This is a genomic window from Pseudomonas sp. P7758, assembly GCF_013386485.1.
Lineage (GTDB): Bacteria > Pseudomonadota > Gammaproteobacteria > Pseudomonadales > Pseudomonadaceae > Aquipseudomonas.
In genome coordinates, this window is the sequence record NZ_JACARS010000156.1 from 20858 (window position 1) to 36976 (window position 16119).

Annotated in this window: 14 protein-coding genes; 8 read left to right on the top strand and 6 right to left on the bottom strand. The window is 61.4% G+C overall.

Going from position 1 to position 16119, the window contains the following annotated elements:
• Positions 1-4: 4 nt before the first annotated feature.
• Complete coding sequence (locus HX873_RS27795) at positions 5-1327, top strand: leucine-rich repeat-containing protein kinase family protein (protein WP_177123505.1); 1323 nt, start codon at positions 5-7, stop codon at positions 1325-1327.
• 123 nt (positions 1328-1450) lie between these two features.
• On the opposite strand, the gene HX873_RS27800 is transcribed toward HX873_RS27795, so the two are convergent.
• Positions 1451-2158, bottom strand: a complete 708-nt coding sequence (locus tag HX873_RS27800) for a YebC/PmpR family DNA-binding transcriptional regulator (RefSeq protein WP_102369528.1) — start codon at positions 2156-2158, stop codon at positions 1451-1453.
• A 109-nt stretch (positions 2159-2267) separates the two neighbouring features.
• Positions 2268-3581, bottom strand: coding sequence for an MFS transporter (locus tag HX873_RS27805; RefSeq protein ID WP_008431477.1), 1314 nt, complete (start codon positions 3579-3581; stop codon positions 2268-2270).
• Positions 3582-3847: 266 nt separating this feature from the next.
• Between HX873_RS27805 and HX873_RS27810 the strand changes: the two genes are divergently transcribed.
• The gene (locus HX873_RS27810) at positions 3848-4720 is read left to right on the top strand and encodes a LysR substrate-binding domain-containing protein (RefSeq protein ID WP_003212428.1); all 873 of its coding nucleotides are present in this window, start codon (positions 3848-3850) and stop codon (positions 4718-4720) included.
• Positions 4721-4846: 126 nt separating this feature from the next.
• On the opposite strand, the gene HX873_RS27815 is transcribed toward HX873_RS27810, so the two are convergent.
• Positions 4847-5704, bottom strand: coding sequence for a LysR substrate-binding domain-containing protein (locus HX873_RS27815; protein WP_003212427.1), 858 nt, complete (start codon positions 5702-5704; stop codon positions 4847-4849).
• 112 nt (positions 5705-5816) lie between these two features.
• On the opposite strand from HX873_RS27815, the gene HX873_RS27820 reads away from it, so the two are divergent.
• From HX873_RS27820 to HX873_RS27830, 3 genes are all read left to right on the top strand, one after another.
• On the top strand, positions 5817-6926 hold the full coding sequence (locus HX873_RS27820; RefSeq protein WP_134327002.1) for a 2-aminoethylphosphonate--pyruvate transaminase: 1110 nt from the start codon (positions 5817-5819) through the stop codon (positions 6924-6926).
• Between the two features lie 27 nt (positions 6927-6953).
• Positions 6954-7781 (top strand): phosphonoacetaldehyde hydrolase, encoded by an 828-nt coding sequence (gene phnX, locus HX873_RS27825; RefSeq protein WP_177123506.1) that lies wholly within the window; start codon positions 6954-6956, stop codon positions 7779-7781.
• Between the two features lie 122 nt (positions 7782-7903).
• The gene (locus HX873_RS27830; RefSeq protein WP_102605883.1) at positions 7904-8464 is read left to right on the top strand and encodes a cytochrome b; all 561 of its coding nucleotides are present in this window, start codon (positions 7904-7906) and stop codon (positions 8462-8464) included.
• Between the two features lie 117 nt (positions 8465-8581).
• Here HX873_RS27830 and HX873_RS27835 read toward each other — a convergent pair whose 3' ends face one another.
• The 3 genes from HX873_RS27835 to HX873_RS27845 all read right to left on the bottom strand — a co-directional run bounded on the left by HX873_RS27835 (position 8582) and on the right by HX873_RS27845 (position 12634).
• The gene (locus tag HX873_RS27835; RefSeq protein ID WP_177123507.1) at positions 8582-9481 is read right to left on the bottom strand and encodes a 1-aminocyclopropane-1-carboxylate deaminase/D-cysteine desulfhydrase; all 900 of its coding nucleotides are present in this window, start codon (positions 9479-9481) and stop codon (positions 8582-8584) included.
• A 57-nt stretch (positions 9482-9538) separates the two neighbouring features.
• Positions 9539-11578, bottom strand: coding sequence for an NADPH-dependent 2,4-dienoyl-CoA reductase (locus tag HX873_RS27840; protein ID WP_102369532.1), 2040 nt, complete (start codon positions 11576-11578; stop codon positions 9539-9541).
• Positions 11579-11695: 117 nt separating this feature from the next.
• Entirely contained in the window at positions 11696-12634 is a 939-nt protein-coding gene (locus HX873_RS27845; RefSeq protein ID WP_003212414.1) for a LysR substrate-binding domain-containing protein, read from the bottom strand.
• Between the two features lie 136 nt (positions 12635-12770).
• On the opposite strand from HX873_RS27845, the gene hutH reads away from it, so the two are divergent.
• The 3 genes from hutH (at position 12771) to HX873_RS27860 (ending at position 16033) form a co-directional block, all read left to right on the top strand.
• Positions 12771-14312: a histidine ammonia-lyase gene (gene hutH, locus HX873_RS27850; protein ID WP_023658981.1), complete on the top strand. Its 1542-nt coding sequence runs from the start codon at positions 12771-12773 to the stop codon at positions 14310-14312.
• A 92-nt stretch (positions 14313-14404) separates the two neighbouring features.
• Positions 14405-14914 carry a prolyl-tRNA synthetase associated domain-containing protein gene (locus HX873_RS27855; RefSeq protein ID WP_177051781.1) on the top strand — a complete coding sequence of 170 codons (510 nt, stop codon included), beginning with the start codon at positions 14405-14407 and terminating at the stop codon, positions 14912-14914.
• A 354-nt stretch (positions 14915-15268) separates the two neighbouring features.
• The gene (locus HX873_RS27860; protein WP_003212408.1) at positions 15269-16033 is read left to right on the top strand and encodes a transporter substrate-binding domain-containing protein; all 765 of its coding nucleotides are present in this window, start codon (positions 15269-15271) and stop codon (positions 16031-16033) included.
• The last annotated feature ends 86 nt before the right edge of the window (positions 16034-16119 follow it).

A 16119-nucleotide genomic window follows, 5' to 3' on the forward strand; every position in this document is an offset into this window, starting at 1 on the left:
GTTCATGGATACCCTTGCCCAACTCAAGGCCGGCCAATTGGCCGGCATCAAACGCCTGGACCTGCGCTGTGGGCTGACCGAGTTCCCCCGGGAAATCTTCGACCTGGCCGACTCCCTGGAAATCCTCAACCTGACCGGCAATGCCCTGAGCAGCCTGCCGGATGACCTGCACCGCCTGCCCCATTTGCGCGTGCTGTTCTGTTCGGAAAACGCCTTTACCGAACTGCCGCAATGCCTGGGCCAGTGCGCGCAGTTGAGCATGATCGGCTTCAAGTCGAACCAGATCAGCAGTGTCCCGGCGACGTCGCTGCCACCCTTGCTGCGCTGGCTGATCCTCACCGATAACCACATCAGCCAATTGCCGGACGAACTGGGTGAACGGCCTTTGCTGCAAAAACTGATGCTGGCCGGTAACCACCTGGAGCAGTTGCCGCAAAGTCTCGCCCAGTGCAAAAACCTCGAATTGATCCGCATCGCTTCCAACCGCATGACCCGCCTGCCGGACTGGTTGCTGGGTTTGCCGAGCCTGACCTGGCTGGCCTACGCCGGTAATCCGGTAGAGATGGCCGTGGAAGAGGCCCGCCATGACGCGACGCCAAACATTCCCTGGTCCGAGCTGGAATTGAGCGAAGTGCTGGGGGAAGGCGCTTCCGGAATCATCCGCAAAGCGTACTGGGCCCCGTCAAACGGGCCGGTCAAGGCGGTCGCGGTCAAACTCTATAAAGGCAGCATTACCAGTGACGGCTCGCCCCTGCACGAAATGCACGCCTGCATCGCCGCCGGACTGCATGCCAACCTGATCAAGGTAGAAGGCCGTGTCGTCGACCACCCGGAAGGCCAGGCGGCACTGGTGATGCAACTGATCGAACCGAACTATCGCAACCTTGCGGCGCTGCCGAGCCTGGCGTCGTGCACCCGGGATATCTACGAGCCCATCACCCGTTTCAGCGCGGATGTGGCGCTGCGCATGGCCCGGGGCATCGCTTCGGTGGCGGCGCACCTGCACGCGCAAGGCATCACCCACGGTGATCTGTACGGCCACAACATTCTGTGGAATGAAGCCGGTGAATGTCTGCTTGGGGACTTTGGTGCAGCGTCGTTTCACGCCACGGTCGACAGCCAGGAAACCCGCGCGTTGCAGCGCATCGAAGTCAGGGCGTTCGGGGTGTTGCTGGGGGAATTGCTGGAAAGGATTGATGCGGGGTTGAGCGAGGAAAAGCGCGTGGCGCTGGAAACCTTGCGGGACAACTGCTGCCAGCCGGATGTGCTGGCCCGGCCCGGGTTCGAGGAAATCACAACCCTGTTGCAGTCTTCCAAACTCAGCTAAACCCAATGTGGGAGCGGGCTTGCTCGAGAATGCGGTGTGTCAGTCAATACATGCTTGGCTGGTACACCGTATTCGCGAGCAAGCCCGCTCCCACATTTGGACCGGGTTCACATCAAATCAGAATTAACCCGCCAACCCGACGAACATGTCCTGCACGTCATCATGGTTGTCCAGGCCTTCCAGGAAGGCTTCGACTTCAGCCATCTGCTCATCGCTCAAACCGCTCACCGGGTTCTTCGCGATGTAGCCGAGCTTGGCCGACAGCACGGTGAAACCCTGCTCCGGCAGGGCTTTCTGCACGGCATCCAGGTCGGTGGTCTCGGTGATGAACAAGGTCGTGCCTTCTTCTTCGCCTGCCTCGAAATCCTGGGCACCGGCCTCAATCGCGGCCATTTCCGGATCGGCTTCCGGGCTGTCCGGCGAGGCTTCGATCAGGCCCACATGGTTGAAGTCCCAGGCCACGGAGCCGGACGCGCCGAGTTGCCCCTTGCGGAACGCCACGCGGATTTCCGCCACGGTGCGGTTGATGTTGTCGGTCACGCATTCAACGATCAGCGGCACCTGGTGCGGGGCAAAACCTTCGTAGGTTACGCGGTGGTATTGCACGGTCTCACCGAGCAGACCGGCGCCTTTCTTGATCGCGCGTTCCAGGGTTTCCTTGGGCATCGACGCCTTTTTGGCCTGCTCCACCACCAGGCGCAAATGTGCGTTGGTAGCAGTGTCGGCACCGTTGCGGGCGGCAATGGTGATCTCTTTCACCAGCTTGCCGAAGATCTTGCCCTTGGCATTGGATGCCGCTTCTTTATGTTTGACTTTCCACTGTGCGCCCATGACTCACTCTCTTCTGTCCATCGCGCCGAGACGTCTACTGGCCGGCGCTTTGGGGGCAGAGTTTATAGCGCTGAAACACTCTAATCCACCAAAAAACCGGCCATGCCCCTCAGGTCCGCAAGGGATTGATGGCGCGCTCACGGTCGGGCACGAAGTCGCCCACCTGCGCCAGCACCGCCGGCCTGGCGTTCCAGTAGGGCATCAACACCAGGGAGGAAAACAACGCGGCGCCGGCAAACACGATAAACACCGTGACGGTGTCGAAGTAGCCCGGCAACAAGCCGCCCAGGACTGCACCCACCGAACCGCAGCCGTTGACGAACCCCGCAGCCGTCGCGCCGGCCTTGGCGGTGCCGAAGTCGATGGCGGCGGTGCTGCTGATCATCGAGTCCGGCCCGTACAGGGTCAGGCCCATCACAAACAGCAGCGCCATCACCAGCGCCACACTGCCGGTGTGCAAGGCGCCCATGAACAACGCCAGGGCCACGGTCAGTGCCAGCAGGCTGAGGACACAGGCCGGCATGCGCCGGGCGCCGAACAGTTTGTCGGACGCCATGCCGATCATGATCGGCCCCAGCAACCCCGCCAGCTCGAACGCCGTCGGCACAATCGCCGCGCCGACCTTGCCCACCGACGGCATCTGCTCATACACAATCACCGGCCCCCACAACAGGATCGCGTAACGCGCCGGTTTCAACAGAAAGTACGCCAGCCCCAGGGTCAACACAGTACGGTTGCGCAAGATGGCCCGCAGCGGCTCCAGCACACTGGCGTTCTTCTCGGCGGCAGTCTGTTCCGGTTCCGGTTCCACTGCCGGTAACCCCACATCCTGTGGCGTGTTGCGCTGGAAAATGAAAAACAGCACCGCGACCACGAAGACCACAGCCGCACTGGAGATAAATGCCGCATGCCAGGTGCCGATCAGCGTATACGCCCACCATCCGGCAAACGGCGACGCCACCAGGCCACCAAAGGCGTAGCACGAGCTCCATAAACCCAGCACCCGGCCACGCTGCTGCGCCGGGAAGAAACTGCCAAGGTTCTTGCACAGCCCGGACCAGCCGGTGGACTGGGCCAGGCCCTGGATCAACATGCACGTGACAAAGATCGGTAACGTGGCAAACGTGCCCATCACCAGGGCGGCGGCGGCTGAAATCAGCAACCCGCCGAGTACCACCACACGCGGCCCGAAACGGTCGGCGAGCATGCCCCAGGTGAATTGGCCAACGGCGTAGGCCGCCAGGTAGATGCCATCCAGGTTGGCCATCATCATCTTGTCCAGCGGGAAACTCGGGTCGTCGACGATCCCCAGCTTGGCCACCGAAAAAGCCTTGCGGGTGAAATAGAAGGCCGCGTACGCCAGCCAGGTGATGGCGAAAATCTGCACGCGCCAACGCTTGATGTGACTCAAGGGAGTATTCATGGTGGTTCTGACCTCGGGTGTGAGTGTGCCGGCAGAATGAAAAGCAAACGCCTGTATTTTTATTGTTGAGCACTGCAGTACCGGCGCTTGGAGGGGCGCGGTATTGGTCAGATGAGTCCCGCTGGTGAGCACGCAGAAGACCCATGGCCGCCGAAGGTGTAGGACTCGACCTACGGCGACTGGGGCTATCAAAGCAATGGCTGACTAATAGGTAAAATCGATTTATCGTATTTCAAATATAAGCTGAGCTTGTAAGAGGATTCGCGATGTCGGTGTCTCACGCGCAACTCAAAGCCTTCCATGCGGTGGCCGTACACGGCAGTTTTACCCACGCAGCCGAACGCTTGTTCCTCAGCCAGCCGGCCATTTCCGACCAGGTGCGCAAGCTTGAGGAACGTTTCGGCGTGCTGCTGTTTCATCGCAACAAACGTTCGGTGCGCTTGACCGACCTCGGCGAGCGCCTGTTGAGCATCACCCAGCGTCTGTTTGCCGTCGCGGCGGAAGCCGAAGAGCTGTTGCAGGATTCCCGCGCCTTGCAAACCGGCACCCTGACACTCGCGGTGGACGCCCCGGTGCATGTGCTGCCGCAGATTGCGCGCTTCTGCCAGTTGTACCCGGGCATCAGCGTGAAGATCGAAACCGGCAACACCGATGAATCACTGTTTCGCCTGTACAACTACCAGGCCGACCTCGCGCTGCTGGGGCGCGATGTGGACGACGAGCGGCTGCTGTCACTGCCGCTGCCCGATGACCAATTGCTCGCGTTTGTCGCCCGCAACCACCCGTGGGCGGGCCGCGAGTCGATCTGCCTGGCGGACCTGGACGATACGCCGCTGGTGTTGCGGGAAATCGGCTCGGTGACCCGCCAGACCCTGGAGCAGGAAATGCACCAGGCCGGGCTGCGCATTCGCCCGGCGATCCAGGTGGAAGGCCGCGAAGCCGCGCGGGAGGCGGTGGTGGTGGGGATTGGCGTGGGGGTGGTGTCGGCTGCGGAGTTTGGCGCAGATTCGCGGGTGTATGCGATGCCGATCCGTGACTGTACGCAGCGGATGAAGGAAACACTGGTGTGCTTGAAGGAGCAGAGTTCGCGGCGGGTGGTGGCGACGTTTCTGGAGATTGTGCGGGAAAGTTTGCGGTGAAGTTGAGGGCCCCTTCGCGAGCAAGCCCGCTCCCACAGTTGACCGAGTTCTACCGATGGAACGCGGTCGAATGTGGGAGCGGGCTTGCTCGCGAAAGGGCCAACTAGATCTCAAGCCAACCCCCACTCAGGGCGCCAACTCGAAAAACGCCTGAATCAACCGCAACTCCCGCCGCCGCTCCATGCACCCGATCACATGCCGGTTCACCAGCCCCTCGCCCTGGATCGGAATCGCGTGCACCCGCGGATCCCGGCTGACTTCCATCGACGACACCACCCCAACCCCCAACTCGGCCGCCACCGCTTCCGTCACCGCCTCACGGCTGTCCAGTTCCAGCAACACCCGGGGCTGCACGCCGGCCTGGGCGCAGGCATCGTCAAAGGTCCGCCGCGTGATCGAGCTGGGTTCACGCAACACCATGATCACCTGATCCAATTGCTCCAGCCGAATCCCCGCAGGCTCCGCCAGCCACGGATGCCCCGCAGGCACCAACGCGCAAATCCGTGACTCGATCAACGGCTGCAAGTGCAGGCCCTTGCGCGGCTCCACCTCGGTCAACACCGCCACGTCAGCCCGCTCCGACAACAGCGCCGCGAGGGTTTCCTGCGCATTGCCCAGGCGCAAATTGACAGTAATCCCCGGATACCGCTGCCGTAGGCTGGCCAGCATCGGCATGACCATGTGCGGCCCATCCGCCGCCACTTCCAGGCGCCCGGTAAGTAATTGCCGGTTGGCCTCCAGCAACGTCTGCGCCTCTTCCACCAGGCCGAAGATCGCCCGGGTGATCGCCGCGAGTTTGGTGCCCTCCTCGGTCAACTCCACCCGCCGCGCGGTACGCCGCAGCAGCGCGATCTGGTAGTGCTCCTCCAGCGCCTTGATATGCCCGGTCACCGCCGGCTGGCTGATGAACAGGCGCTCGGCCGCCCGGGTAAAACTGCCCTCGCGGGCCACCGCATCAAACGCACGCAGTTGAAACAGGTTCATAGCTATCGGCCTCACTGATAGCTCGCATAACAACAAACAATTTGATTGATGACAAGCCAAACTGCAATTTAGGCGCCGTAACTTCATCCCAATGTTTTGCGAGGACACACGAATGAGCACTGCCGCGCCGATCCTGCTGACCCCGGGGCCCTTGACCACCTCGGCCCGCACCCGCCAGGCCATGATGGTCGACTGGGGTTCATGGGATGACCGCTTCAATCAACTGACCGCCAGTCTTTGCGAGCAACTGCTGGTGATCGTCAACGGCACCGCCAGCCACCATTGCGTGCCATTGCAAGGCAGCGGCACCTTTGCCGTGGAAGCGGCCATCGGCACCCTCGTGCCACGGGACGGCAAGGTGCTGGTGCTGATCAACGGCGCCTACGGCAAGCGCCTGGCGAAGATTTGCGAAGTGCTCGGCCGCGAGTTCAGTACCTTTGAAACTGCCGAGGACGAACCCACCACCGCCGCCGACGTCGACCGCCTGTTGCACGCCGACAGGGGCATCACCCACGTCGCACTGATCCATTGCGAAACCAGCACCGGGATTCTCAACCCGTTGCCCGAGATCGCCCAGGTCATCGCCCGCCACGGCAAGCGCCTGATTATCGACGCCATGAGCTCCTTCGGCGCGCTGCCGATCGACGCCCGCGAGGTGCCGTTCGACGCGCTGATCGCCGCCTCCGGCAAGTGCCTGGAAGGCGTACCGGGGATGGGTTTTGTGTTCGCTGAAAAGCAGGCGCTGGCTGCAGCCCAAGGCAACTGCCACTCCCTGGCGATGGACCTTTTCGACCAGCACAGCTACATGGCCAAGACCGGCCAATGGCGCTTCACACCGCCGACCCACGTGGTGGCGGCGCTGCACGAAGCGCTGCTGCAATACAACGAAGAAGGCGGCCTGCCCGCCCGGCACCAGCGCTACGCCGACAACTGCCAGGCATTGCTGGACGGCATGGCCGAACTGGGCCTGCGCAGCTTCCTGCCCGCCGCGATCCAGGCGCCGATCATCGTTACCTTCCACGCGCCGAAAGACCCGCGCTACCAGTTCAAGGAGTTCTACGAACGGGTCAAGGCCAAGGGCTTCATCCTTTATCCCGGCAAATTGACCCAGGTGGAAACCTTCCGCGTGGGCTGCATCGGCCATGTGAACCAGGCCGAGATGCAAGCCGCGGTCGCGGCGGTAGCCGAGGTGCTGCAAGAAATGAACGTGCTCGACATCTGACTGCCCACTACTCCTAGGATCTGAACCATGAACTACGCAAACCCAACCCAGCTTCAAGCCGCGATCCTCGACTGGGCCGGCACCGTGGTCGATTTCGGCTCGTTCGCGCCCACGCAGATTTTTGTCGAAGCCTTCGCCGAGTTCGACGTGCAGGTCTCCATCGAGGAAGCCCGTGGCCCGATGGGCATGGGCAAGTGGGACCACATCCGCACCCTGTGCGACCAGCCGCAGGTGGCCAAGCGTTACCGCAAGGCCTTCGGCCGCACACCGACTGACGATGATGTGACCGCCATCTACCAGCGCTTCATGCCGCTGCAGATCGAGAAGATCGCCGAGCACTCGGCATTGATCCCCGGTGCCCTGGACACTATCGCCAACCTGCGCCAGCAAGGGATCAAGATCGGTTCGTGCTCCGGCTACCCCAAGCAGGTGATGGACAAGGTGGTCGAACTGGCTGCCACCAATGGCTATATCGCCGACCACGTGGTCGCCACCGACGAAGTACCCAACGGCCGACCATGGCCGGCCCAGGCCCTGGCCAACGTGATCGCCCTCGGGATCGATGACGTAGCGGCCTGCGTGAAGATCGACGACACCGTGCCGGGCATCCTCGAAGGCCGTCGCGCCGGGATGTGGACCGTGGCGCTGACCTGCTCGGGCAACGCCCTGGGCCTGACCTACGAGCAGTTCCGCGCCCTCGACGCCGGCACACTCGCCAGCGAACGCACGCGTATCCAGGCCATGTTCGAAGGCTCGCGCCCACACTACATGATCGACACCATCACCGACCTGCCTGCGGTGATCGCCGACATCAACCAGCGCCTGGCACGGGGTGAAATGCCGCAGGGCAACTGATCGAGGTCAAAAGATCGCCTATACACCCTCCTCTCACGGGCAAACCTCGTAAAACAGGCTTACATTGAAAGGACTCCGTCGCAAAGAACGGAGGTTTGCCCTGATGAGTGAGGAAGAAAGCGATGCCCTGGAAAAATTCCGATACGCGTTACAGCACCATGTCGATTGCGTTGCACTGGCTGATGGTGGTGCTGCTGGCGGTGGTCTACGCCTGCATTGAGTTACGCGGGCAGTTTCCCAAAGGCAGCGGCGCACGTACGTTGATCGTGGAAATGCACTTCATGTTCGGCCTGACGGTGTTTGTGCTGGTGTGGCTACGGTTGTTCGCCCGCAGCCTGGGCGTGGCACCGAAGATCGTACCGGCCCCGCCGCAATGGCAAACCCTCCTCGCCACCCTGATGCACATGGCGCTGTACGCCTTGATGATCGGCATGCCCATCGCCGGCTGGCTGATCGTCAGCGCCGAGGGGCATTCGGTGATGTTCTACGGCATCGAGTTGCCGCCGCTGATTGCCGAGAACAAGGCGTTGGCCAAGGAAATTGAAAGCTGGCACGTGCTGTTCGGCAAGATCGGCTACTGGCTGATCGGGCTGCATGCGTTGGCCGGGTTGGCCCATCACTATGTGCTGCGAGACAACACTGCGTTGAGGATGATGCCCGGCAAGAGAGGGAACCTTCAGTAAGCCCACGGATTGAATGTGGCAGCTGGCTTGTGTGGGAGCTGGCTTGCCTGCGATAGCATCACCTCGGTGCCACTGATACACCGCGGTGTCTGCATCGCAGGCAAGCCAGCGCCTACATTAACCGGGTGCAACAGGGAAACCCCGGCGGCCCTGCAGGCCACCGGTGTGGACGAAGATCAGGCGGGTGCCGGGGGAAAATCTCCCGGCTTCAATCTGTAGTTTCAACGCCAATAACGCTTTGCCGGTATACAGCGGCTCCAGCGCCAGGCCACAGACTTGCTCGGTAGCGTCGATAAAGGCCAGCAACTCCGGATCAACCTTGGCAAAGCCGCCCCGGCTGGCCTCCAGCAATTCATAACCCTGCTGCACAAGCGCCTGCACCTGTTGCGCCACCCCGTGGTCGTCGGGCACCGCCAGGGCGCCATATACCGGATGCGCGCCCGCCTCCGCCAGCACCAATCCCGCCAATGTAGTACCGGTGCCTGCCGCCAGCCACCAACCGTGATAGTCCGTCCAGCCCAGGCCGTTTAATTGTGCCCGCGCCTGATTCACCAAAACCCCGCAACCCAACGCGCCCGCCAGGCCCCCGCCGCCTTCAGGTACCGGGTGCAGGTGCGGATACTGCTCGCGCCAGGGCAGCCAGAAGTCCGGCTCGTTGCGCGCGCGATAGCCGCCATACCCCAGCCAATGCAGTTGCATGCCGAAGGCCTTGAGGTCGAGCACCGTGGGAGTGTCTTGCGGATGGCCACGCAGCAAGCCAACGGTAGGAAAGCCGAAGCGTTTCCCGGCCGCCGCCAGTGCATGCAGGTGATTGGAGTAAGCGCCGCCCAGGCTGATGATCCCGCTGGCGCCCGCCGCCCGGCCTTGCGCCAGATGCTCGGTGAGCTTGAACCACTTGTTGCCGCTGATCAGCGGGTCGATGCGATCCAGGCGCAGTACGGCGACTTCCACCGGCCCCATCCAGTCCAGCTTCAGGGGTTCAAGGGGCGCGTGGGGAAGCCAGTCGAAAGGACCCATGAGGGCGGTTCTGCACAAGAAAAGGGGCGGTAGTCTACCACCGCCCCTTTTACGTGCTTACAGCTCGGCCGCCAGGCGCGAACCCTGGTTGATGGCGCGCTTGGCATCCAGCTCGGCCGCCACGTCCGCACCGCCGATCAGGTGCACGTTCTGCCCGGCCGCCACCAGGCCGTCCTGCAATTCCCGCAGCGGGTCCTGCCCGGCGCAGATCACGATGTTGTCCACCGCCAGCACCTTCGGTTCACCCTCGGCGCCGATGCGGATGTGCAGGCCCTCATCGTCGATCTTCAGGTACTCGACGCTGTTGAGCATCTGCACCTGTTTGTTCTTCAGACCGGTGCGATGAATCCAGCCGGTGGTCTTGCCCAGGCCGTCGCCGACCTTGGACGTCTTGCGCTGCAGCAGGAACACTTCACGCGCCGGCGCATGGCGCTCGGGCTTGATCCCGGCCACACCGCCGCGGGCTTCAAGGTGGGTGTCGATGCCCCATTCTTTCCAGAACGCCTCGCGGTCCAGGCTGGTGGACACGCCCTGGTGCACGAGGAATTCCGAGACGTCAAAACCGATACCGCCGGCACCGATCACCGCCACGCGATGACCCACCGGCTTACGCTCCAGGATCACGTCGAGGTAGCTCAATACCTTGGCGTTTTCCACACCGGGAATCGCCGGAATACGCGGCGCGATGCCGGTCGCGAGGATGATCTCGTCATAACCGCCCGCAACAAGCTGCTCAACGTCGACCCGGGTGTCCAGGCACAGTTCGACGTGAGTGGTCTGCAACTTGCGCTTGAAGTAGCGCAGGGTCTCGAAGAACTCTTCCTTGCCCGGCACACGCTTGGCGATGTTGAACTGGCCGCCGATCTCGCTGGCCGAATCGAACAGCGTCACCTGATGCCCACGCTCGGCGGCGACGGTGGCGGCCGCCAGGCCCGCAGGACCGGCACCGACCACGGCGATTTTCTTGATCTGCTTGACCGGCAGGTAGTTGAGCTCGGTCTCGTAGCACGCACGTGGGTTGACCAGGCAGGTGGTCAGCTTGCCGCCGAAGGTGTGGTCCAGGCAGGCCTGGTTGCAGCCGATGCAGGTGTTGATCTCATCGGCGCGGCCTTCGGCAGCCTTGTTGACGAAGTCCGGGTCGGCGAGGAATGGGCGAGCCATCGAGACCATGTCGGCATCGCCTTCGGCCAAAATCTGCTCGGCGATTTCCGGGGTGTTGATCCGGTTGGTGGTGATCAACGGAATCTGCACCGCACCGCGCAACTTCGCGGTGACCTTGCTGAACGCGCCACGCGGCACCTTGGTGGCGATGGTCGGGATCCGCGCTTCGTGCCAGCCGATGCCGGTGTTGATGATCGTTGCACCGGCCTGCTCGATGGCCTTGGCCAACTGCACGATCTCTTCCCAGGTGCTGCCGCCTTCCACTAGGTCGAGCATCGACAGGCGGAAGATGATGATGAAATTCGGGCCTACGGCTTCGCGCACCCGGCGCACGATTTCCACCGGCAGACGCATGCGGTTTTCGTAGCTGCCACCCCAACGGTCGGTGCGGTGGTTGGTGTGGGCGGCGAGGAACTGGTTGATGAAGTAGCCTTCCGAACCCATGATTTCCACGCCGTCGTACTCGGCGACCTGGGCCAGCACCGAGCAGGTGACGAAATCATTGATCTGTTTTTCGATGCCTTCTTCGTCCAGCTCTTTGGGCTTGAACGGGTTGATCGGCGCCTGGATTGCGCTCGGTGCCACCTGCTTCGGGCTGTAGGCATAACGCCCGGCGTGGAGGATCTGCATGCAGATCTTGCCGCCCGCCTCGTGCACCGCCCGGGTGACGATCTTGTGCTTCTGCGCTTCTTCGTCGGTGGTCAGCTTGGCCGCACCGCCATACACCCCACCTTCATCGTTGGGGCCAATGCCGCCGGTGACCATCAGGCCCACGCCGCCACGGGCACGTTCGGCAAAATAGGCCGCCATGCGCTCGAAGCCACCGGGTTTTTCTTCAAGGCCGGTGTGCATCGAGCCCATCAGGGTGCGGTTGCGCAGGGTGGTAAAACCCAGGTCCAACGGGGCCAGCAAGTGCGGGTAGGCAGCAGCGGTCATGGTACAGCTCCACAACGGATCATCACGGGACGTGGAGCGCTCGAATGGCACTCCATCGGTTTATGTCCCACAGACTAAGAGTCCGCCGGCTGGCGCTCAATGACCGTAAGTGACAACTTAATGATCAAAGTGCGCAGCAGAAAGCATGGCAGCGGTAATTTTCTCCTGTTTCTGCCCCTGCCCAATCATCCAGCGTTGAAACCCACGGCACTGCTGTTTGTGCAGGGTATTGGGGTGCCAACTCAGGTAGTACGGCGCCGCCAGCGGCACGGCGAACCGCCAGGGAATCACCAGCCGACCGGCGCGCAGGTCCCCGGCGATCATTGAGAACTGCGCCAGCACGATGCCTTGCCGGTCGATGGCCGCCTGGATCGCGGTAATCGATGATGAGTAATTGCGGCGGATCACGATGGGCTGGCCGGTTTGCCCTTCCAGCTCGCTGAACCATTGGGTCCACGAAGGCGGCGAATCGAATTTGGGCCGCGAGTCGATGCCGATCAGGCGGTAATCGAGCAAGTCCCGCGCGCACGCAACCCGTTCCAGCAACTGCGGTGAACAGGTGGGCACCACACAATCGCGGAACAGCGGCACGCTATGCCCGGCATGCTCGGGGTGCTCGCCATAACCGATGCGAAAGTCGGCACTTTCCTCCCCCGATGCATCATCGAGGGTGCTGTCGAGGTAGATGTCCAGGTCGGTTTCGTCCTGCCCCCACTCGTCGATCAGCGGCGACAGCCATTTGGTCATCAGCGAAGGCAGGCAACTGATATACAGGTTGTTGGGATTCTTCGCCCGCTCGGCCTCGGCCACCGCCAGCCTGAGTTCTTCGAACGCCGCGGTGCAGCGGGCGTGCAGGCGTTCGCCGACGCTGTTCAAGCGCAGGCGCTGGCCGTCCTTGAGCGTCAGCTTCATGCCCAGGGCATCTTCGAGCAGTTTCATTTGCTGGCTGACAGCGCCCACCGAGATCCCCAGGCGAATCGCCGCCTGGGACATACCGGCGCAGTGGCCCACCACTTCAAACACTTGCAACGCGCGCAACGGCGGTAAACGGCTCATGGGGGAATCTCGCGACTTCAGCAGTTTAGATTTTCTACTAAAAGTAACAGAAAACCTCATATTTTCTTCAGTCAGTGCAACCCGTAGAGTTAAACCACTTCCCACCCCATTGCGTTACGCCCTGCTGGAGTCGCTGATGAAAACCCTGCCTGAACAAATTACCCATGTCGTGTTAGGCGACAGAGAACCCAGCATCGAAGAGTTCGTGGCGATCGCCCGCTATTCGGCCACTGTTTCGTTTGCCGACAGTTACAAGAACCGGGTTAAAAAGTCCCGTGGGTTGATCGAGCGATTCCTCGATGAAAACCGTTTGGTGTACGGCGTGACCACCGGTTTTGGCGACAACGTGCGGCATGTGATCTCGCCGGAAAACGCCAAGGAACTGCAAGTCAACATCGTGCGTTCCCACGCTGTTTCCGTCGGCGAACCGCTGGTGCGTGAACAGGTGCGGGCGATCCAGTTGATGGTGTTGATCAGCCTGGGCAAAGGCTACTCCGGGGTGCGCCTGGAACTGCTGGAACTGATCGCCGGCCTGCTCAACCACGACGTGGTGCCCTTTGCGCCGGGCGAAGGCTCGGTGGGTTACCTCGCGGTAGAAGGCCACCTGGCCCTGGTGCTGCTCGGCGAAGGCCGCGCCAGCGTCAAGGGCGGTGCACTGGTGGATGGCGCAACCGCCCTGCAACAGGTCGGCCTGCAACCGACCGACCTGCAGTGCAAGGAAGGCCTGGCGATGTTGAACGGCACCACGTCGGTGACCGCCATCGCTACGCTGGCGCTGTACAACGCGATGCAGGCTGCCGACCTGGCGGACGTGGCGGCGGCCATGTCGCTGGAGGCGCTCAAGGGCACCATCCGCGCGTTCGACCCGCGCTACCACTCGATCAAGGCTCACCCCGCACAGGCCGCAACCGCCGCCAATATCAAGGCTATCCTGCACGACAGCCAGCTCATCGCAGACAACATCGATTACCGCCTGCAGGACGTCTACAGCCTGCGTGCCATCCCCCAAGTGCATGGTGCTTCCCGGCAGTTCATCAACTACGCGCGGGAAACCATCGAGCGAGAAATCAATTCTTCGGGCGACAACCCGGTGATTTTCCCGCTGGACGACGGTGACGGTATCGCGATTTCCGGCGCCAACTTCGACGGCACCTACATCGGGATTGCAGCCGACACACTGTGTGTGGCGCTGACCAACCTGGCGAAAATTTCCGAGCGCCGGACCGACCGCATGATCAACTCGCACTTCAGCGAAATGCCGGCCTTCCTGGTGCGCAACCCGGGCCTGAACAGCGGCTACATGATCGTCCAGTACACCGCCGCCGGGCTGTACGCCGAGATGAAAACCCTGTCGATGCCGTCGTCGATCGACAGCGTCTCGACCTGCGGCAACCAGGAAGACCCGGTCAGCCTGGCCTACAACGCGGTGATCAAGGCCTACAAAGTCTCGCAAAAACTCCAGTCGGTGGTGGCCATCGAAGTGCTGGTCGCGTGCCAGGCCCTGGATTTCCACGATGTGAACAAGGCATCGACCGCGACCAAGGCGGTCTATGACCTGGTGCGCAGTGAAGTGCCGGTGGCGGATAACGACCGCGCGTTTTACGCTGACATGGCCAGTGTGATTGACCAGGTGCGCAGCGGGAAAATCAACGACCTGGTGGCCCATCACCTGAACTGACAACCACGCCGTCAAACGGCCTGCCCTCCTTTTCGGACGGCGGGCCTTTGCCATTTTTGGCGCAGACAAAGCGATACCCGGGGACCTTGCCAATGCTTCAACCCAAAGACGTTCTACACCTGCTCGACACCTGCTCCATTGCCTATGAATACGTGGAACACAGCGCCGTGCGCACCTGCGAAGAAGCCGACAAACTGGACATCGGGATCAGCGGGCAGGCGGTCAAGAACATCTTCCTGTGCGATGCCAAAGGTTTGAATCCCACCCTGGTGGTGCTCAAGAGCGAGCAGCGCTTGGACCTGCGTGCACTCTCGCAAACCCTCGGCCTCAAGGGCCTGAGATTCGCCTCGCCGCGCCGCCTGATGGAAACCCTGGGCGTGGAGCCGGGAGCGGTGTCATTGCTGGGGTTGTGCAATGACGTGCAGCGCGCCACCCAGGTTGTGATCGCCGAAGAGGTGTGGAACGGCGACAGGATTCTCTGCCATCCGCTGGTGAATACCGCGACCCTGTCGATCGCAGTCCGCGATATGGCGCGACTGCTTGAGCACCTGGGATTCACGCCAATACTCACCGCGAACCCTGCCCCCACGCCTGACACCTGACAGCGCACGGGCGGGTGCAAAACGCTACCTATCGACCCAAAACAGGGCGAAAAAACCGCGCACATTTTCTAACCATGTTTAATTTCCTTGAAAATCAACAGGTTATTTATTTTTAAAAGCTGGCAAATATTTTGCAATGACATGTATGTACATGTGGAGTCATGTGCAGACTGGAGAGCGAATCGGCCAGTCCCCAAACCTGTATGCGTTCGAGAAAAAAGTCCTAAGCCCACATCAAAACATTGGTAGGAAATAGAAATGACCGCTAAAAAATCGAATTGGTTAGGCTCTGTTGCTGTAGCGACCCTAGTGATGGCAAGTGCTTCCGGACTGCAGGCAAAGGACTGGACGTCCGTGAACATCGCGACCGAGGGCGCGTACGAGCCCTGGAACCTGACATTGCCAGGCGGGAAGATCAGTGGTTTCGAGCCTGAGCTGATGGACTACCTGTGCGCCAAGATGAAGCTGCAGTGCAAGATCACCGTGCAGAACTGGGATGGCATGATTGCCAGTCTCAACGCAGGGAAGTTTGATGTGTTGATGGATGCGATCGTTATCACTGACGACCGTAAGCAGGTCATGGATTTTTCGATTCCCTACGCGCAGACGCCGGCCAACTTTGTCGCGCAGGATGCGGCGTTGCTGCCGGGTAAAACCGGGGCGGCGAATGCGATTACGCTGAGTGCTGATCCGAAGGCGATTCACGATGCGATCGAGCCGTTGCGTCAGGCGCTGAAGGGTAAAACCATCGGGATCGCTTCAGGCATCATTTACACCAAGTTCATTGATGAGAACTTCAAGGACGTGGCGACGATTCGTGAGTACAACACGTCGGCCGATGCGATTCTTGATCTGCAATCGGGCCGTATTGACGCGATTTTTGATGACGTTACGTTCCTTGATTCGATTATGTCCAAGCCTGAGAACAAGGGGCTGGCGTATACCGGGCCGCAGATCAAAGGCCCTATCTGGGGTGATGGCGAGGGCCTGGGTTTTCGCAAGAGCGATCCGGAGTTGAAGGCCAAGTTTGATGCGGCGTTGAAAGAAGCGATTGCTGATGGGACTGTTAAGAAACTCAGCGAAAAATGGTTCAAGGTGGATTTGACGCCTAAGTCCTGAGGCGTTCCTGGTTGGGGTGGGGGCATATCCGTTATTTGGGTGATGGCTGAGATTGGTTCCGCTCTTACAGCGGCTCACTTTTGAAA